Here is an 18,310-nt window from a genome sequence, read left to right as displayed (position 1 = left end):
CCCGCGGCGGCTCAGGCCTTCAGCCAGACCTTGTGGAAGTTGAGGTTGGAGCCGTTCGGATGAACGATCGTGTCGAGGCCGCCCACCGCCGGCTGCGCGCCGATCGTGCCGTTGCGGAACCACAGGATCACGTCGTGCACCTCATCGAAGATGCGCTGCTGCGCCTCCTTGTAGATGTCCGCCCGGGCGGCGGGATCGACGGTGACGCGCGCCTTGCTGACGAGTTCGTCGATCGCCGGATCGTTGATGTGGCGATAGTTGAAAGCGCCGGTCGAGTGCCACAGGCTGTAATAGAGGAAATCCGGCTCCCACAGCGTGAAGAAGTTCATCATCGAGATCTGGAAGTCCTTGTTGACCCAGACCTGGCTGAGCCAGTCCGCCCAGGTCAGCTGCTCGATCGAGAGCTCGACGCCCGCCATCTTGAACCACTCGACCATGATCTGGGCGGCCTCGATGTGGTAGGGATAGTTGGTCGTCGCCTTGAAGACGAGCTTCAGATCGCCCGGGCCGTAGCCCGCCTCGGCGAGCAGCGCCTTCGCCTTCTCGATGTCCTGCGGCCGGTTGGCGAGGGCGGAATTGTAGGATGCCGAGGTCGGATAGCTCGGCGAGGCGGTGGTACGGCCGAGACCCCACAGCGCGCCCTGCAGCAGCATCTCCTTGTCGATGATGTAGTCGATGGCGAGCCGGACCTTCTGGTTCTTGAACGGCTCGAAATCGTGGTTGAGGTTGACGAAGTCCCAGTTGAGCGGGAACCACGTCACCGTCTGCAGCTTGGCGTCGCCCTTGATCTCCTCGATCCGGTCCGCCGGAATGTCGTTGATCATGTGCAGTTCGCCGGTGCGCAGGCCGGTGAGGCGGACCGTCGGCTCGGTGATCTCGCGGGCGATCACCTTGTCGAGATAGGCCGGGCCGTCGAAATACTCGTCGAACCGCTCGAGCTCGACGCGCACGCCCGGCTCATAGGCGACGAATTTGAACGGACCGGCGCCGATCGGCGTCTTGCCCTGCACGTCGCCCGAACCCTCCGGCATGATCACCCCGGCGCCGTTCTCGGCGATGCGCGACAGGAAGGGCGCGTTGACCTTCGCCATCTTGATCACGACGGTCAGATCGTCCGGCGTCTCGATCGCCGAGACGTCGTTGAACACCTCGAAATTGACGGCACCGGTCGCCGGGTTCTTCACCCGCTCGAAGGAGTATTTGACGTCCGCCGAGGTCATCGTCTTGCCGTTGTGGAATTTGACGCCCGGCTTCAGCTTGAAGGTGTAGCTGAGCCCGTCGCCGCCTTCCTCGAAGCTCTCGGCGAGCATCGGGACGAGGTTGAAGTCCTTGTCGACGGTGATCAGCGAGCAATGGACGTTCTGCAGCACGCGGCTCGTCGAGGCGGTGCCGGTCTGGTGCATGTCGAGGTTCTGCACCGTCTCGGAATGGCCCCAGACGAGCGTGCCGCCCTTCGACGGCGTCTCCTGCGCCAGAAGGCTCGACGGCGTGAAGGTGGAGAAGAAGGCCGCGCCGCCCATCAGCACGGCGGTCGACTTCATCAATTCCCTGCGGTTCATGATCGTTTTCCTCGTTGTCGTTCGGGTCGGCCGGAGATCGCTGCGCGTCCCGGAAGGCGCGCAGGAGCGTTCGCCGCGCGGGCCTTCCGCGTCGGCGTCGTGTCGGTCGGGCCGCCTCACGGCGGTTCGGCGTAGAGAGGCGGCGCCGGCGGCGTGACCCGCCGGCGCTTCGTCAGCGTGCGAAGGTCGGGCGCCGCGCGGCGACGCCGAGCTCCTTTTCGAGCGCCATGCCCAAGGCGAGGATCGGCCCCTCCTCGAACAGCCGGCCCCAGAGCGAGATGCCCTGCGGCACGGTGAAGGTGCGGCCGGCATCGTCCGCCGTGCCGGTGGTGAGCTTGCCGGCGCCGAGCGAGGCGAGGCTGCGCGAGCCGGATTCGAGGAAGCCGGCCCGCAGATGCAGGCAGGGATGGCCGGTGAAATTGCTGGCGATCAGCATCGGCCCCGTCATGAACGGCCCGATCAGGGTGTCGACCTCGCCGAACAGCCCGTCGAGCGCCCGCATCACCCGATAGCGCAGCCGATCGAGCTGGACATGGTCGACCGCCGACAGGAAGCGGGCCTTGCGGAACGTGTTCGGCCAGGCGCCGTCGTCCTGCCAGGTCAGCGTGTCGTCGAGATCGCCGAGCGTCAGGCCCTCGAAGGCGGCGGCGGCTTCTGCATAGAGGATGTTCATCAGCGCGCCATAGGGGAGGTCGGGCAGGCCGACCGGCACCACCTCGACGCCGAGCCGGCGTGCCGCTTCGAGCGCGGCGTGGTCGACGGCGTTCGCGCCCTCGCCGAAGGCGTCCGGCAGATAGCCGAGCCGCAGGCCGGCGATCGATGCGTCGCGATCGAAGCCGAAGGGGGCGGCGATCGAGCCGCGGTCGCGGGCGTCGAAGCCGTTCAACGCTGCGAGGACGAACGCGGTGTCCTCGACCGCGCGGCAGATCGGCCCGACCTTGTCGAGCGACCAGCAGAGCGCCATGCCGCCCGCCCGCGAGACCCGGCCGAAGGTCGGCCGCAGCCCCGTGGTGCCGCAGCGCTGGCTGGGCGAAGTGATCGAGCCGAGCGTCTCCGTGCCGATCGCGAAGGCGCAGAGCCCCGCCGCGGTCGCCGAGGCCGAACCGGCGCTCGATCCGCTCGACCCCTCGTTGAGGTTCCAGGGATTGCGGGTCTGGCCACCATACCAGATATCGTTATAGGCGAGGGCCCCGACCGTCGTCTTGCCGAGCAGTACGGCCCCGGCGGCGCGCAGCCTCGTGACGATCGTCGCGTCGGCGGCGGGAACGCGGTCGCGGAACGGTTCGGCCCCCCAGCCGGTGACGACATCCTTGGTGTCGAACAGGTCCTTGAGGCCATAGGGGATGCCGTGCAGCGGGCCGAGATTGATGCCGGCGCGGGTGAGGGCGTCCGCCGCGTCGGCCTCGGCGCGGGCGATTTCCGGCGTCACCATGGCATAGCATTCGAGCAGCGGCCCGAGCCGGGCGATGCGGTCGAGATAGATCTCGGTCAGCCGCCGGCTCGACAGCGCACCCGAGGCGATCCAGCCGGCGAGCGCCGTGACGGGCGAAAAGGCGATGTCCTCGTCATCGGCCGGCAGCGGCCCGGCCTGTGCCGGGAGACGCGGCGCCGGGCCGTCTGCGGGCATGGCGAAGCCGGGAAGGCGCGGGTCGAACCGGCTCGCCATCGGCTCGTCATTGCCGAGCGTCACGGCCCGCCGGGCACGGGCGGACTCGATCTGGCCTTCGAGATTGTCGAGCATCTGCTGCCGCTCGGCGGCGCCGTAGGCGATGCCCATCAGGCGCTCGGCGCCTTCGATGTCGCGGATCGTGACCGGCTCGCTCACGCTTCAATCTCCGAGGGCGACGGGTTGCGGATTGGGGATCGCCGTCTCGGCGACCGCGCCGAGGCGTTTCAGATTGCCGAGCAGCGTCATCAGGTGGTCCTGCATCGCCTCGGCCGCGGCGACCGGCCTTCCGGCCTCGATCGCGTCGATGATGCGGTGGTGCTCGCGGTCGGCGAGCTGCTGGGTCTCGAGCGAGCGCGCCCGGCTGCGGATCTCGCGCCAGCTCTCGGAGGCGCGCACGCCGTCGAGCATGCCGAACATGGTGAGGAGCGGCCGGTTGCCCGCCGTATGCGCGATCAGCCGGTGCAGCGCGCCGTCCCACAACTCGGCCGAGTCCGGCTCGCGGGTTTCGAGGGTGCGCTGGGCGAGATGGCGCATGCGCTGAATGTCGCCGGGCAGCGCGCGGCGGGCCGACAGCGAGGCGAGCATCGGCTCGACGGCGAGCCGCGCCTCCATGACCTGCAACGGCGAGGTCTCGCCGACGATCGCCGCGGCGAGCGCCCCGGTCGGATCGGGTTCACGGCCGGCGAAGGTGCCCTTGCCCTGCCGCCGCCAGATCAGCCCTTCCGCCTCCAGCGCCTCGAGCGCCAGCCGCACCGTGCGGCGGCCGACCTTCAGCTGTTCGCACAGCTCGCGTTCGGTCGGCAGGCGTCCGTCGGGACCGAGCGCACCGCTTTCGATCAGCGCCATGACGCGGGCTCGAACCGCCGTCGAGTTCTCCGTCGCGATCGCAGGCGGGGGGAAGGAAAGCATGTCTGAACCAATTTCGAATTGGTTCGAGAGTAAACCTGCCCAATCCGGTGTCAATCGCGAGGGCTGCTGAAATAGTGTGCCTCCTGCTGCCTCTGATGGCGCCGCGGCACATCGGGCGGTCTGTCATGAACCGGAGACCTTGGCTCGCTACGCCGCTTCGTGCGGCGCGCACGGCGCCGCGCGCGAGAGAGAGGGAGATCCGACGTGCAGATCACGCTGGCGAGCTACAACATCCAGTACGGCGTCGGGAAGGACGAGCGGCTCGATCTCGAGCGCATCGTCGCCGAACTCGGCGACGCCGACATCGTCGCCCTGCAGGAGGTCGAGACCGGCAATCCGAAGCGGGGCCTGATCGATCAGGCGGAGGCGCTCGCGCGGCTGCTGCCGCACGACCATTCCGCCTATGGTCCGGGCTTCGACGTGCTCGTCGATGCGGAAGCCGCCGGCGGCCGCAGCGGCGTTCGGCACCGGTTCGGCAACATGGTCCTGTCGCGCTGGCCGATCGCCAGCGTCACCAACCACATGCTGCCGAAGCTCGCGCTGCGCGGCACGCTGCATCTGCAGCGGGCGCTGCTCGAAACGGTGATCGCGACGCCCGCCGGGCCGCTCCGCTTCTGCAGCACCCATCTCGACCATGTCTCGCCGATGACGCGGATGGCGCAGGTCGAGGCGATGCAGGCGCTGATGCTCGACGCGGCAGAGCGCGGCGGCCCGTGGGGCGGGGCCTCGGCGGACGCGATCTTCGGCGCCGCCGATCCGGCCTGGCCGCGCGGCGGCGTCGTCATGGGCGACATGAACTTCGAGGCGGACAGCGAGGAATACACCCTGCTGATCGGTGATCTCTCGTCCTCGACCGGCCGTCGCGCCAATCCGGCCGAAGGGCTCTTCGACGCCTGGGTGCTGACCGGCCATGCCGAGGACGAGGGCCTCACCTTCATCAAGCCGGGCTGGCCCTCGCAGCATCTCGACCACTGCTTCGTGACGGCCGATCTGGTGCCGGCGGTGCGCTCGATGTGGATCGACGAGGCGGCGGTCGGCTCCGACCACCAGCCGATCTTCGTCACGCTCGAGCTCGGCGGCTGAACGGGGCGGGCTCCGGCGTCAGGTGGCCTCCGGCCGTCCGGGCGCCGCCTCCGGGCCGAGTGGAGCGCGTCGTCCTTCCGGACGCGGTGCCGCGCCGATCTCCTCCGCAGCCGCCTTGAGGGCGACGGGTGCGGCGCTCCCCATCAGGGCGAAGGTGGTGCGTCCGGCGCGCCAGGCGATGGTCGGCATCGCCGGGTCGCCGGCCGCCCGGGGCGGCAGGTCCTCACCCTCGGCCGCGGCGGCGACGAGGGTCACGGTGCCGAGCCGGGCCGTATCGGCGGTCACGACGAGACCCGTTCTGCCGTTCCAGGGATGAAGGCGGACGTCGCGCACCACCCAGCTCGCCGGCAGAGCGGGCATCGCGATGTCGAGCGACGCGGCGAGCCGGGCGACCCGCGCCTCGGCCGTCTCCTCGGCGAAGCGAACGCCGGCGTCCAGTTCCGCGAGCCGCAGCGCATGGCGCGCCGCGGCGAGAAAGTCCTCCTGTCGCGCGCTCTCGCCGACGCCGATCCAGCCCGTCGCGGCATGGCCGAACCAGCCGGCCGCGACGAATCCCGCGGCGATCGCCGCCCGCCGGAGCGCCGGCCCGTGCCGCGGCGCGCGCAGGCTCCGTTCGAGCGCGCGGGCGCGGGCGAGGGTCTCGGCACGCGCTCGCGGTGTCGCCGCCCGGGCGCCCGCGAGCGCGTCCATGATCCGTCGGTCGGCGGCGATCCGGTCGGCGAGCGCCGGGTCGGTGGCGAGCGCGGCTTCGATCGCCGCATGCCGGTCCGGCGGCAATTCTCCGTCGAGGAAGCGGTCGATCTCCTCCTCGGAGATCCGGCTAGGAAGATCCATCGCGCCCTCCGACGATGCGCAGGCGGTGCTGTGCCGCCCGCCCGCCCGGTTCGAGATGAGCCCGCAGCGCGGCACGGCCGCGGTTGAGCCGCGACATCACCGTGCCGATCGGCACGTCGAGCAGTTCCGCCGCGTCGCGATAGGTGAAGCCGAGCAGGCCGACCAGGTGCAGCGCCTCGGCCTGTTCGAGGGGCAGCGCGTCGAAGGCGGCCGTCGTCTTGTTCAGATCGACGCGGTCCTCCTGCGCCGCGGGCTCGAACCGGTCTGCAAGTGCCGCGAGCGCGCGGTTCCGCCGGATCTCCGCGCGGCGGCGCGCCTCGCCGGTCGCGAAGGTGTTGCGCAGGATGGCGAGCAGCCAGGCGAGAAGCGGCCGGCCCGGATCGTAGCTGCGCCGGAAGGCGAGGGCGCGGGCGAGCGCTTCCTGCACCAGCTCGTCCGCGTCCCCGTCGTCGCCCGTCAGCGTCCGGGCGAAGCGCAGCAGCGCGTCGAGATGCGGCAGGACGTCGAGTTGGACTTTCGTCATCGTGCGCCGCGCCCCGCCGCGGCGTCGCCGCGGCTCGACCGAAACCGGAGCGACACGCGGCCGGCCGGACGGCGGGCGCGTGGCCGGGCTAGAAATGCGCGGCACCCCTGAAGCGCCCGGTGGCGATCACCGTCTGGCACTTGTTGGCGTGAACCCGGCCGATCGCGTAGTCGCATCCCCGGCTCCGAAAATGGGCCTCGAACAGACGGGAGAGCCGCCGCTCGCCGATCCGTTCTGCGTCGTCCACGATCACGATGCAATCGGCCGCGAGACGGTCCCGCAACAGCTCGAACGCACCGAGCCGGGCAAACCGTCGCCTGGCCGTCGAGGCCGGGGGGCCGTCGATGACGGCGAGCGCGATGTCGCGGCCGAGTTCGGCGGGATCGACGTCATAGAAGGACACCTTCCGCCCGTCCATCCGGCGGGACCGCAGCGGCGCCGCAATGAGCGGGTGGGCGACCTGCGCGCCGATCCGCTCCGCCCAGCGGGGATCGTGCTCGACCGTGCGGATCGCCGGGCGGTCCCCACCGGCCTTCGCCATCCGGTCGAGCAGCAGCGTGGTCTGGCCGGCACCCAGCTCCACCACGCTCGGAATGTCGAAGGTGTTGAGCGCCCGCGCGATCAGATAGAGGAGGCCGTGGTTCGCGGCGCCGCCGACGGGATAGAAGACGTCTTCCACTCCGGCGCGGGCGAGTTCGCGCAGGAAAAGGTCGCGATAGACGATCTCCATTGCCGGGCTGGTCGGGATGGTGCCGCGGAAGATGGCGGCATCGGCGAGTCGGCTCCATAGGACGCGCAACATCAACGGATCGTCTCACGCTCCGCAGCGCGCAGGGACCGGCGGTTCGAAGAGAACAACGATCATCATCAAGCGCAACATCACGGCCCCCCGGCGCACAGCGTAGACCGTCCGGCTTACGCGACGGAAGATGATCAGAGATTGGGTGCGCGGGCAAGGCGGGGCGACCGCGGCGTCGTTGCGGGGGGCATGCCGCAGTTCGACACGAAGGGCAGGGTGCCCGGCCGGGCCCTATGGCGCGTCGGGCTGTTTCGGAAAGGTGATCAGGAAGGTCCAGACCGCATAGCCGAGCGCGGCGAGCGTGATCAGGATCCACAGCGTCTCGCGCGAGACGAGAACTTCGTAGGCTGCCCAGACGGCGAGCAGCACCACGAGCGCGATCCGGCGCCAGAGCGGCCGGAAGAACGGATGTTCCTGATCTCGCGTCACCATGAAGGACGGCCTCCTCGCGCTTTCCTCCCCCCGTGTTTCGCACGGCGCGGCCCGCGCGGAAAGCACCTGCGGTCGGTCGGCTCAACCGGCATAGGGCTGCGAGCGCGACATCGCCCGGACGATCCAGAATTTGTGCGTCGCCGAGAGCCGCGCATAGACTTCCGGATCGGAGCGCAGTTTCAGCGCCTCGCGCAGCGCCCAGCGCGCGGTGCGGAAGTCGCGCGCCGCAATCGCCTGTTCCGCCGACAGCCGATAGCGGCGGACGCGCCGGTCGATCTCCGCGGGACCCCGCGCCACCGGCCCGACCGCCGCGGCCTGATAAGGCGCTGTTGCGGGCGCAGCCGGTGGAACCCTGGGGGGAGCACCGGCCCCGATCTCGGACAAGGCGGTCGGGGCCGCGCGGCCGGGCTTTGCCGGAGGGGCGTTCACCGGCTGTGGAGCGACCGCCGCTGCCGCGTTTGGAGCCTGCGACGCTGACGGGGCCGGCGGCTGCGGTGTTGCGGCGCCTCTGATGTCCGGAGCTGCCGAGGCTGCCGGGGCGGACTTGGCGGGAGCGGGGGCCGCCGGGGCAGCGGGCGGCACGGCCACCGCATCGAGCGCCTCGCAGAGCACGAGGCCGAACGTGTCCCGGTCGTAGATCTGCGTCTCGTCATTCCGCGCGATCAGCCGGGCAACCCATCCGGCGAGCGCCGACTTCGCGCGTGCGTCGGGGACGCGGCGGCGGTCTATGAGGATGTCGATCCGCTCGAGGTCGCCGGCGGACAACGGACCCAGCACCCGGCTGAAGGCCCAGTCGATCAGGGCGCGCCGGATCTTCAGCTGCGTGTCGTGGTGGCTACTGGTGATCTGACCTTCATGCCGCCGGTAGTAGACCATCGGCATCTGCGCGAGCCGCCCCCGCAAAGCGCCGGCCGCTGCGGCGTTGCGCTGCAGCCAGTCGCAATCCACCCCTCCGCGCAGGCCAGCGTCGAAGGGAAGCGCGAAGCGGCGACGGCGGAAGGCGAAGGCGGGGAAGGGCGCCGGCATGCCGAACAGCATCCGCACGTCCATGTCGGTGATGAAGGGCGAGAGCGGCCGGCCGCAGCAGAACAGGTCCTTCTCGGTGAAATAGAGGAAAGAGAGATAGTCGAGCCGCGGATCCTCCGCGAAGGCGTTCTGCGTCCACGCGATCCGGCCGGGCATGCTGATGTCGTCGACGTCGGCGATCAGGCAGAGATCGTGCCGGGCCGCCGCGACGGCCGCGTTGAGGCTGGCGCCGCGGCCTTCGAAAGGGCGCTCGATCAGCACGAGGCGATCGTCCCCCCACGCGCGGGCGAGATTCTCGGCCGTGCCGTCCCGCGACCCGTCGTCGACGAACACGATCTCGAAATCGCGCGCCGTCTGCGCCTGCCAGCCGCGTACATAGTCGGCGACGAAGGCGGCGCCGTTGCGCGCCGTCGTGAGGATCGAGACCGGTTCCAGGCCGGGCTCCGGCGCCCGCGCGGTGGAGCGGATGCCGAGCGCGAGCGTCCGGCCGGCGTTCTCGATCTTCGATGTGGTGGCGTGGATCGGCGAGGCGTCGGGATAGGTCTCGTCGAGATAACGCCTGGCGCGCTCATAGCGGCGCTTCTTCTCCTCCGCTCCGGCCTCGTCGCGGTGATAGTCGTGCCGCAACACGGCCTTCGGCTCGTAGAGGAAGGCCTGCGGCCCATAGAAGCGCCACAGCCGGCTGCAGAGCGCGACACCCTCATGGCCCGAGAGGAGCGGGTCGAAACCGCCCGCCGCCTCGAAGGCTTGCCTGCGCCACAGCGAAATGCCCTCGCAATCGATCCCGGAGGGCAGTCTCTGTGGTCCCCGATCGTAGTGTTGCCCCGTCTTCTGCGGATGCGTGAGCGGCACGACGCGGCCGCGCACCGCGACGGCGTTCGTCTCCCGGGCGCACTCGACCAGGGCGGCGAGGCAGCCCGGCTCGATCAGGCCGTCATCATCGATGAAGATGACGAGCGGCGCGCCGGCGGCGGAGACACCGAGATTGCGGCCCGCGGAACAGCCGAGCGGAAAGGGCGGCGTCACGAAGACGAGATTGTCGAAATGTCGTCGGCCGCACTCGAGCAGCCGTTCATTGCCGGTCGTCACCAGCACGATCTCGAAGCCGCGGCTCTGCAGCGCGAGCTCCTCGAGCGCGCGGTCGACGAGCGGATGATCTCTGTAGCTCGCCACGACGATGCTCGCGATCGCATCGTCGATCGGCCGGCCGATCTGCTCGACCCGGCTCGCAGCGCGCAAACCGGCCGCGAAACCCTCGAGCCTCGACCGAGCAGCGGCGAAGTCATCAGCATCGAACAAGTCGTTCGCGGCGCGATACTGGTCGAAGAGCGCGTCGCCTTTGGCCGACGTCTCAAAGTCCGAAACAGTGTTCATGCACGCCCCCGCGCCGCCACCTCCCGATCTTTAGGACAGGCGCCGAGGGAGCGAAAGATCGCAAAATGACGGAGGCGCGAACGCCCGCGGGCCTGCGCCCGAGGGTCAGTCGATGAGGCGGCGGCTCTCGCCGGTCGGGTAGGAGAAGCGGGTGCCGTGCTCGGCCGTGCCGGGCGCGACGAGGCGCAGGATGTGCGGGGCGAGCAGGCTCGGATGCGGCAGCGTCTCGGCGTTCTCGCCCGGCATCGCCTTCGCCCGCATGGCGGTCCGCATCGGCCCTGGGTCGATCAGATTGACCCGCAGCTTGGTCGAGGCGACCTCGGCGGCCCAGGTCTTGACGATCGCCTCGAGTGCCGCCTTGGAGGCCGAGTAGGCCGACCAGAACGGCCGGCACCGCTCGACCGCGCCCGACGTCACGAAGAGCGCCCGGCCCGCATCCGATTGCAGAAGCAGCGGCTCCAGCGAGCGGATCAGTCGGTAGTTCGCGGTGACGTTGACCGCCATCGTCTGCTCGAACACCTTCGGCTCGAGATGGCTGACGGGCGTGATCACCCCCAGCTCGCCGGCATTGGCGACGAGCCCGTCGAGCTTCTTCCAGCGCTCCCAGATCGACAGGCCGAGCCGGTCGAGCGCGTCGCCGTCGCGCAGGTCGAGCGGGACCAGCGTCGCGCTGCCGCTCTTGGCGCGGATCGCATCGTCGAGTTCCTCGAGCCCGCCCACCGTGCGGGCGACCGCGATGATGTGCGCACCGGCCTCGGCGAGCGCCAGGGCCGCATGCCAACCGATGCCGCGCGACGCCCCGGTCACAACGATGAGGCGTCCGGAAAGATCGAGGTCTGCCAACAGGTTCTCCGAAGGACTTGAAAGGCCGTGTCAGCTCGCTTCGGCAAAGCGGGCGATCGCCCGCACCGGCTCGCGCTCTTCCTGGTCGGCGAGCCGGGTCGGATAATCGCCGGTGAAGCAGGCGTCGCAGAAGCGCGGCATGGCGGGATCGCGGCCCGCCTCCCCGACCGCGCGATAGAGGCCGTCGATCGACAGGAAGGCGAGGCTGTCGGCCTTGATGAACTCGCGCATCTCTTCGATGGTGAGCTGCGAGGCGATGAGCTTCGATTTCTCCGGCGTGTCGACGCCGTAGAAGCAGGCGTCCGTGGTCGGGGGGCTCGCGATCCGCATGTGCACCTCGGCCGCGCCGGCCGCGCGCACCATCTCGACGATCTTGCGCGATGTGGTGCCGCGGACGATCGAATCGTCGACCAACACGACACGCCGGCCGGCGAGGATGGCGGAATTGGCGTTGTGCTTCAGCTTCACGCCCATATGGCGGATCGCGTCCGTCGGCTCGATGAAGGTGCGGCCGACATAGTGGTTGCGGATGATGCCGAGCTCGAAGGGAAGTCCCGCGGCCTCGGCATAGCCGATCGCTGCGGGCACACCGGAATCCGGCACCGGCACGACGATATCCGCCGGGACGTGGCTCTCGTGCGCCAGTTCCGCACCGATCCGCTTGCGCACGCCATAGACGCCCCGGCCGTCCACCACCGAATCCGGTCGGGCGAAATAGACATATTCGAAGATGCAGAAACGGGAACGCGCATTCTCGAACGGACGCAGGCTCTCGAGCCCCTTGTCGGTGATCACGACGAGCTCGCCCGGATCGAGATCGCGGACATAGTCGGCGCCGATGATGTCGAGCGCGCAGGTCTCGGAGGCGAGGATATAGCTGCCGTCGAGCCGGCCGAGCACGAGCGGGCGCACGCCGAGCGGGTCGCGGCAGCCGATCATCTTCTTCTCGGTGAGGCAGATGAGGGAATAGGCGCCTTCGATGCGGCGGATCGCGTCGACGAAGCGGTCGAGCAGCCGGCCATGGATCGATGTGGCGATCAGATGGATGATCACCTCCGTGTCGGAGGTCGACTGGAAGATCGAGCCGCGGCGCTGCAACTCCCGCTTCAGCACGCCGGCATTGGTCAGATTGCCGTTGTGGGCGACCGCAAAGCCGCCGCCGGTGAACTCGGCGAACATCGGCTGGATGTTGCGCAGGCCCGCGCCGCCTGCCGTCGAATAGCGCGTGTGGCCGATGGCATAAGGGCCGGTCAGCTGGTCGATCACCGACTTCCGCGTGAAATTGTCGCCGACCAGACCGACATGCCGCTCGACGGCGAAATGAGCGCCGTCGAAGGCGACGATGCCGGCCGCCTCCTGGCCACGATGCTGCAGCGCGTGCAGGCCGAGCGCGGTCAGAGCTGCCGCATCGTCGTGACCGAACACACCGAAGACGCCGCATTCCTCGTGGAGCTTGTCATCCGAAGCGTCCAAAGGCGCGAGCCGGAAATCGTCCATTGCGATCCTCTCGTCCGGCCGCCGCCGGATCAGGGGTTGGTCTGGCCTCCACCGGTCGCGGGGGCGGCCGGCTGATTCCCCCACACTCCTCCGCCGACGGACGTGCCGCCGTCGTTATTGATCAGGTCGTCGAGCCCCTGCCGATCGCTCGGCGGCGGCGTTTCGACCGGGGGCAGCGGCTGGTCCGGCGCATCGGCCGGCGCGTCCGCCGGAGGCGCCGCCTCTTCGCCGCCCCGCAAGCGTTCGACAATGCTGCTTTCGATGTCCTCGGGCAAGGCGGCGATCAGCCGATCCCCCAGAGTATCGAGATAGGGCCGCGTCATCGCATTCGCCACCCAGGCCGGCGGGTTCGGCACGAGCCAGGTGAAAAATTCGAGCGCGATGACGAGAAGCAGGATGCCGCGAACGGCTCCGAACACGAAGCCGAGCGACCGGTCGACGAGGCCGACCCGGCTGTCGACGACGAAATCGGCGATCCGCATCGCGATGTAGCTCGCGACGAGCAGCACGACGAAGAAGATCGCCGCGGCGGCGGCGATCGTCGCGATGTTGCGGTTTTCGATATAGGGCTCGATCAGCGGCACGATCGGCTTGTGGAAGAAGAAGGCGGCGGCGGCCGCGGCGAGCCAGGAGGCGAGCGACAGAACCTCCCGGACGAAGCCGCGGACCATGGCGAGCATGGCGGAGATGAGAACGACGACGAGGACGATCCCGTCCAGAATCGTGACCGGCATGAGTTGCAACTACCCCGTATTGCCCGCGCCCCCGCGCGCGGCGACACTATGCTGGCCTTCGCTATCACGATTCCGGCCCGCCGTCCGCGCCGCGATGCTGGCGACGAGCGCAGAGAGCTGGTCGATCCCCTCGAGGCCGACGCCCTTCGTCGCCTCCCGGTCGACCGAAGCGGCGGGGAGCACGGCCCGCGAGAAACCGAGCCGCTCGGCTTCCTTGAGACGCGCCGAAGCGTGCACGACGGGCCTGACCGAGCCCGACAGGCTGACCTCGCCGAAATAGACAGAATCCGGGGGCAGGGCAACCCCGGTGAGCGAGGAGACGAGCGCCGCCGCGACCGCGAGATCGGCTGCGGGCTCGCCGATCTTCAGGCCGCCGGCGACCGCGAGATAGACGTCGTTTGGGCCGAGCCGCACGCCGCAATGGGATTCGAGCACGGCGATCACCATCGAGAGCCGCCCGCCGTCCCAGCCGACGACAGCCCGGCGGGGCGTTCCGAGCGGGGAGGGCGCGACGAGCGCCTGGATCTCGCAGAGGACCGGCCTCGTGCCCTCCATACCCGCGAAAACGGCGGCCCCGGGCGCAGCGGCGTTGCGCTCGCCGAGGAAGAGTTCGGAGGGGTTCGGCACTTCGCGCAGACCCCCGCCGGTCATCTCGAAGACGCCGATCTCGTCGGTCGCGCCGAACCGGTTCTTCACGGCGCGCAGGATGCGGAACTGGTGGCCGCCCTCGCCCTCGAAATAGAGCACGGCGTCGACCATGTGCTCGACGACGCGCGGGCCGGCGATCTGGCCTTCCTTCGTCACATGGCCGACCAGCACCACCGTCGCGCCCGACTGCTTGGCGTAACGGATCAGCGCCTGCGCCGAGGCGCGCACCTGCGCCACCGTGCCGGGGGCCGAATCGACCGTATCCGTCCACAGCGTCTGGATCGAATCGACGATGACGAGGGATGCACGCGGGCCGGCGTCGAGCGTCGCCAGGATGTCCTCGACGCTCGTCTCGGCGGCGAGCGCCACCGGGGCGTTCGCGACGCCCATGCGCTCGGCCCGCAGCCGCACCTGCGCCACCGCCTCCTCGCCCGACACATAGACGACGCGGGCGCCGCGGCTCGCGAGCGCGGCCGAGGCCTGCAGGAGCAGCGTCGACTTGCCGATGCCGGGATCGCCGCCGACGAGCAGGGCCGAGCCGCGCACGAAGCCGCCGCCGGTGACACGGTCGAGCTCGGCGATGCCGCTCGCGATGCGCGGCGCATCGTCAGAGGCGCCGGCGAGCGGCACCAGCTCGACGATGCGGCCGCGCCGCGGCGTCCGGCCGGGGCCGCCGCCGATGCCGCCGGCCGCGGTCTCCTCGACGAGCGTGTTCCACTCGCCGCAGGAATCGCAGCGTCCCTGCCAGCGGGGCGAGGCCGCGCCGCAATTCTGGCAGACGAACTGAAGCTTCGCCTTCGCCATTCAGCCGCCCCCCGCATAGACGCGTTCGAGCCGCGCGCCGAGACGGGTGAGGAGTTCGTAGCCGATCGTGCCGGCGGCCTCCGCGACCGCGTCGACGGCGACGTGGGGACCGAACAGCTCGACCTCGACGCCGCGCCGGGCGGACGGCACGTCGGTGACGTCGATGGCGACGAGGTCCATCGAGACGCGGCCGATCAGCGGCACATGGTGGCCCTCGACGAAGGCGAAGGCGCCCGGTCGGCCGTCCGCGCCGCCGGCCGCGCGCGGATAGCCGTCGGCATAGCCGATCGAAAGGATCGCCGCCCGTGTCGGCCGGCGGAGCGTCTCCGCCGCGCCATAGCCGATCGTCTCGCCGCCCGGCACCTCGCGCACCTGGACGATCGGCGCCGTCACGGTGGCGACCGGCGCGAGCGCCGGCCCGGGGCCGAACCGGCCGCCATAGAGCGCGATCCCGGGCCGAACCAGATCGAACCGGAACGGCGCGCCGAGATGGATGCCGGCCGAATTGGCGAGGCTCGCCGGACGGCCGGGAAAGCGCGCGGCGAGGGCCGCGAAGCGCTCCGCCTGGAGGGCATTGAGCGGATGGTCGGGTGTATCGGCGCAGGCGAGATGGCTCATCACGAGCGCCGGCGCCAGATCATCGACCGCCGCCGGATCGGCGGCGAGGACGGCGGCTTCTGCGAGCGTCAGGCCGAGCCGGTTCATGCCGGTGTCGACATGGATCGCCGCGCGGCCCTCGCCGCCCGCCTTCTTCCAGGCGGCCCATTCCTCGATCTCGGCCATCGAGCCGAGCACCGGCCGCAGGCCGGCCGCCGCGAGCGAGGGCGCCGCGCCCGGCGCCAGACCGCTCAGCACATAGACCGTCGCCTCGGGGGCAGTGGCACGAACGATCGCGCCCTCCTTCGGCAGGGCGACGAAAAAGGTGCGGCAGCCGGCTCTCGCGAGCGTGCGGGTCGCCGGCTCGATGCCGATGCCATAGGCGTCGCCCTTGACGGCCGCAGCGGTCTCGGCGCCGCCCGCCGCGGCGGCGAGGGTGCGGTAATTGGCGGCGAGTGCGGGCAGGTCGATCCGCACCCGCGCGCCGTGGCGGGCCGGAAGGGCGGTCGCGTCGGAGGAAGAGTTCTGCATGGGCCGAGCCTATCCGATTCCCGGGCCGAACCGGGACGGCCGAGAGCGAGCGCTCCTGTTGCGGGCCATTCGCGGCATTCTCGCGGCGACACGGACGTTGCATGCTGGCTCCGTGCCGGGCCGGTCCGGTGGCGCGGCTGATTCGGAGGGGGCATGGACGCTCTGCGCATTGCTGTCGTAGCTGACATTCACGGCAATCTCGCCGCGCTCGACGCGGTGATCGAGGACATCGCGGCCGCCTCGCCCGACCTCGTCGTCAATTGCGGCGATTGCGTCTCCGGGCCGATCGAGCCCGCCGGTACGGCGGAGCGTCTGCTCGGCCTCGGCTGGCCCACCGTGCGGGGCAATCACGACCGCTATCTGGTCACGCTCGAGCCGGAGGCGATGAAGGCCACCGACCGGGTCGCCTATGACCGGCTGGCGCAGCGGCACTTCGATTGGCTCGAGACGCTGCCGATGACGATGGAGGTGGCGCCGGGCGTGCTGATGTTCCATGCGACGCCGGCCGACGACCGGCCCTATCTCACCGATGCCGTGGCCGAGGAGCGGATCGTGCTCGCCGCGCCGGAGGCGGTGGCCGAGGCGATCGCCGGGGTGGCGGGCGAACTGTTCCTGTTCGGCCACAGCCACGTCCCGCGGCAGGTCCGGCTGCCGGCCGGCGCGCTGCTCGTCAATCCGGGCAGCGTCGGACTGCAGGCCTATCACGACGAGCATCCGGTGCCGCATCGCGTCGAGGTCGGCAGCCCGCACGCCCGCTATGCGATCGTCGAGGGCCGGGCCGGGCTCTGGCGGGTCGAGCAGCGGGCGGTGCCCTATGACTGGGAGCACTCCGCCCGCCTCGCCGATGAACTCGGCCGGCCCGACTGGGCTTATGCGCTGCGCACCGGCTATGCGGCGCCGGCCTGAGGAGCCGGCTCAGACCGCGACGCTGAAGCGCCCCGCCGTGCCGGCGCGATAGGCGTCGAAGGCCGCCGCGACGAGCCGGACGAAGGGCCGGCCGGCCTCCGTCAACTCAATGCGGCCGTTCTCGACGGTGACGAGGCCGTCGGCGGCGAGCGGCGCGAGGGAGGCGATCTCCTCGGCATAGGCCGCGGCCGCAGCGCCGAGATCGACGCGGAAGTCGCACATCAGCGTCTCGATGATCGCGGCGCGGCGGCGGTCCTCGTCATCGAGCGCGATGCCGCGCGCCGAGGGCAGCGCGCCTTCCGCGACCGTCCGCACATAGGCGGAAGGGTCGGCGATGTTCTGCGCATAGCCGGACGGCAGATGCGAGATCGCCGAGGCGCCGAAGCCGATCAGCACCGGTTCGGCGTCGTCGGTATAGCCCTGGAAGTTCCGCTTGAGCACACCGGCCGCCGCCGAGCGGGCGAGCGGATGATCGGGCCGCGCGAAATGATCCATGCCGACCGCGACATAGCCGGCGGCCGTGAAGATCTCGGCGATCGCCCCGGTCTGCGCGAAACGTACCGCCGCGGAGGGCAGCGCCGCGGCATCGATCAGCCGCTGGTTCTTCCGTCGCTCCGGCAGATGGGCGTAGCCATAGCAGGCGATGCTGTCGGGGCCGAGGGCGAGCACCTGCTCCGCCGTTCGCCGCACCGTCGCCTCGGTCTGGTGCGGCAGGCCGACGATCAGGTCGTAGTTGAGGGTGTTGATGCCGGCCTGCCGGAGGGCTGCGGTGGCGGCGGCGACGATCTCGACCGGCTGAACCCGGCCGATCGCCTCCTGCACGGTCGGGTCGAGATCCTGCACGCCGAGGCTCGCCCGATCGACGCCGAGCACGGCGAGCGCCTGCGCGAGCGTCGCATCGACGAGGCGCGGGTCGAGCTCGATCCCGTGCTCGAGGTCCGGCTCGAAGGTGAAATGGCTCCGGAGCACCCCGGTCACGGCGGCAAGACCCTCGGCGCCGAGGGCGCTCGGCGTGCCGCCGCCCCAGGCGATCCGCGCGACCTTGAGGCCGGCCGGCAGCGCCGCGGCGACATGGGCGATCTCCGCCTCGAGCGCCGCGCGATAGGTGGCGATCACGTCGTCGCGGCGGGCGATCTTGGCGTGGCAGCCGCAATAATGGCAGAGCGCCCGGCAATAGGGGACGTGCAGATAGATCGAGACCCGGCTGCCGGGCGCGATCGCGCCGAGCCAGGCGGCGTGCTCGCCGGCACCGAGCGGACGGAAGTCGGCGGCCGTCGGATAGGATGTGTAGCGCGGCACCGGGACCGCAGCGTATTTCGCGACGAGGTCGGTCATCCGCGCCGCCGGCTCTCGACGGGAACGGCCGGGGCGGCGGTGGCGGCCGCGGCGGGGGCAGAGAGGGCGCGCGCGCCGCAGGCGAGACAGGCCGTGAGAAGGACAAGAACGGGCGCTGTCATGGCGGTCTCGGCTCCGGAACAAGCACCTCGCGGTGCGATCGGGGCAGTGTCGCCGCTGCGGCCTGCCCCGGCCTTGATCGGGATC

The 18,310-nt window shown here is 70.5% G+C and carries 16 protein-coding genes; 2 read left to right on the top strand and 14 right to left on the bottom strand.

Annotated features, from left to right (window positions below):
* Positions 1 to 11: 11 nt before the first annotated feature.
* The 3 genes from GGQ63_RS02275 to GGQ63_RS02265 form a co-directional block, all read right to left on the bottom strand.
* The gene (locus GGQ63_RS02275; RefSeq protein WP_183852045.1) at positions 12 to 1,559 is read right to left on the bottom strand and encodes an ABC transporter substrate-binding protein; all 1,548 of its coding nucleotides are present in this window, start codon (positions 1,557 to 1,559) and stop codon (positions 12 to 14) included.
* Positions 1,560 to 1,731: 172 nt separating this feature from the next.
* Positions 1,732 to 3,384: an amidase family protein gene (locus tag GGQ63_RS02270; protein WP_210308347.1), complete on the bottom strand. Its 1,653-nt coding sequence runs from the start codon at positions 3,382 to 3,384 to the stop codon at positions 1,732 to 1,734.
* A 3-nt stretch (positions 3,385 to 3,387) separates the two neighbouring features.
* The gene (locus GGQ63_RS02265) at positions 3,388 to 4,137 is read right to left on the bottom strand and encodes a FadR/GntR family transcriptional regulator (protein ID WP_183852043.1); all 750 of its coding nucleotides are present in this window, start codon (positions 4,135 to 4,137) and stop codon (positions 3,388 to 3,390) included.
* 204 nt (positions 4,138 to 4,341) lie between these two features.
* Here GGQ63_RS02265 and GGQ63_RS02260 point away from each other — a divergent pair, with 204 nt between their 5' ends.
* Positions 4,342 to 5,220, top strand: a complete 879-nt coding sequence (locus GGQ63_RS02260) for an endonuclease/exonuclease/phosphatase family protein (RefSeq protein WP_183852041.1) — start codon at positions 4,342 to 4,344, stop codon at positions 5,218 to 5,220.
* 18 nt (positions 5,221 to 5,238) lie between these two features.
* On the opposite strand, the gene GGQ63_RS02255 is transcribed toward GGQ63_RS02260, so the two are convergent.
* The 10 genes from GGQ63_RS02255 to alr all read right to left on the bottom strand — a co-directional run bounded on the left by GGQ63_RS02255 (position 5,239) and on the right by alr (position 15,862).
* Positions 5,239 to 6,054 carry an anti-sigma factor family protein gene (locus GGQ63_RS02255; protein WP_183852039.1) on the bottom strand — a complete coding sequence of 272 codons (816 nt, stop codon included), beginning with the start codon at positions 6,052 to 6,054 and terminating at the stop codon, positions 5,239 to 5,241.
* Positions 6,041 to 6,577, bottom strand: a complete 537-nt coding sequence (locus GGQ63_RS02250; protein ID WP_183852037.1) for a sigma-70 family RNA polymerase sigma factor — start codon at positions 6,575 to 6,577, stop codon at positions 6,041 to 6,043. Before GGQ63_RS02250 ends, GGQ63_RS02255 begins: the two co-directional genes overlap by 14 nt.
* An 88-nt stretch (positions 6,578 to 6,665) precedes the next feature.
* Entirely contained in the window at positions 6,666 to 7,379 is a 714-nt protein-coding gene (locus GGQ63_RS02245) for a class I SAM-dependent methyltransferase (protein WP_183852035.1), read from the bottom strand.
* 228 nt (positions 7,380 to 7,607) lie between these two features.
* Complete coding sequence (locus GGQ63_RS02240) at positions 7,608 to 7,808, bottom strand: DUF3329 domain-containing protein (RefSeq protein ID WP_183852034.1); 201 nt, start codon at positions 7,806 to 7,808, stop codon at positions 7,608 to 7,610.
* Between the two features lie 81 nt (positions 7,809 to 7,889).
* On the bottom strand, positions 7,890 to 10,208 hold the full coding sequence (locus tag GGQ63_RS02235; RefSeq protein WP_183852032.1) for a glycosyltransferase family 2 protein: 2,319 nt from the start codon (positions 10,206 to 10,208) through the stop codon (positions 7,890 to 7,892).
* Between the two features lie 105 nt (positions 10,209 to 10,313).
* Positions 10,314 to 11,051 (bottom strand): SDR family NAD(P)-dependent oxidoreductase, encoded by a 738-nt coding sequence (locus GGQ63_RS02230; RefSeq protein WP_183852030.1) that lies wholly within the window; start codon positions 11,049 to 11,051, stop codon positions 10,314 to 10,316.
* A 30-nt stretch (positions 11,052 to 11,081) separates the two neighbouring features.
* Positions 11,082 to 12,548: an amidophosphoribosyltransferase gene (purF, locus tag GGQ63_RS02225; RefSeq protein WP_183852028.1), complete on the bottom strand. Its 1,467-nt coding sequence runs from the start codon at positions 12,546 to 12,548 to the stop codon at positions 11,082 to 11,084.
* Positions 12,549 to 12,577: 29 nt separating this feature from the next.
* Complete coding sequence (locus tag GGQ63_RS02220) at positions 12,578 to 13,282, bottom strand: CvpA family protein (RefSeq protein WP_183852026.1); 705 nt, start codon at positions 13,280 to 13,282, stop codon at positions 12,578 to 12,580.
* 9 nt (positions 13,283 to 13,291) lie between these two features.
* On the bottom strand, positions 13,292 to 14,734 hold the full coding sequence (radA, locus tag GGQ63_RS02215) for a DNA repair protein RadA (RefSeq protein WP_183852024.1): 1,443 nt from the start codon (positions 14,732 to 14,734) through the stop codon (positions 13,292 to 13,294).
* Entirely contained in the window at positions 14,735 to 15,862 is a 1,128-nt protein-coding gene (gene alr / locus GGQ63_RS02210; RefSeq protein WP_183852022.1) for an alanine racemase, read from the bottom strand.
* Positions 15,863 to 16,015: 153 nt separating this feature from the next.
* Here alr and GGQ63_RS02205 point away from each other — a divergent pair, with 153 nt between their 5' ends.
* Complete coding sequence (locus GGQ63_RS02205) at positions 16,016 to 16,768, top strand: metallophosphoesterase family protein (RefSeq protein WP_246429559.1); 753 nt, start codon at positions 16,016 to 16,018, stop codon at positions 16,766 to 16,768.
* Between the two features lie 9 nt (positions 16,769 to 16,777).
* On the opposite strand, the gene hemN is transcribed toward GGQ63_RS02205, so the two are convergent.
* Entirely contained in the window at positions 16,778 to 18,103 is a 1,326-nt protein-coding gene (hemN, locus tag GGQ63_RS02200; RefSeq protein WP_183852020.1) for an oxygen-independent coproporphyrinogen III oxidase, read from the bottom strand.
* Positions 18,104 to 18,310: the final 207 nt, after the last annotated feature.

Origin of the sequence: Prosthecomicrobium pneumaticum (assembly GCF_014199915.1) — a bacterium.
In the GTDB taxonomy this organism is placed as follows: domain Bacteria; phylum Pseudomonadota; class Alphaproteobacteria; order Rhizobiales; family Kaistiaceae; genus Prosthecomicrobium; species Prosthecomicrobium pneumaticum.
The sequence above is the reverse complement of the archived record's forward strand: the minus strand, read 5'-3'. Positions and strand labels throughout refer to the sequence as shown.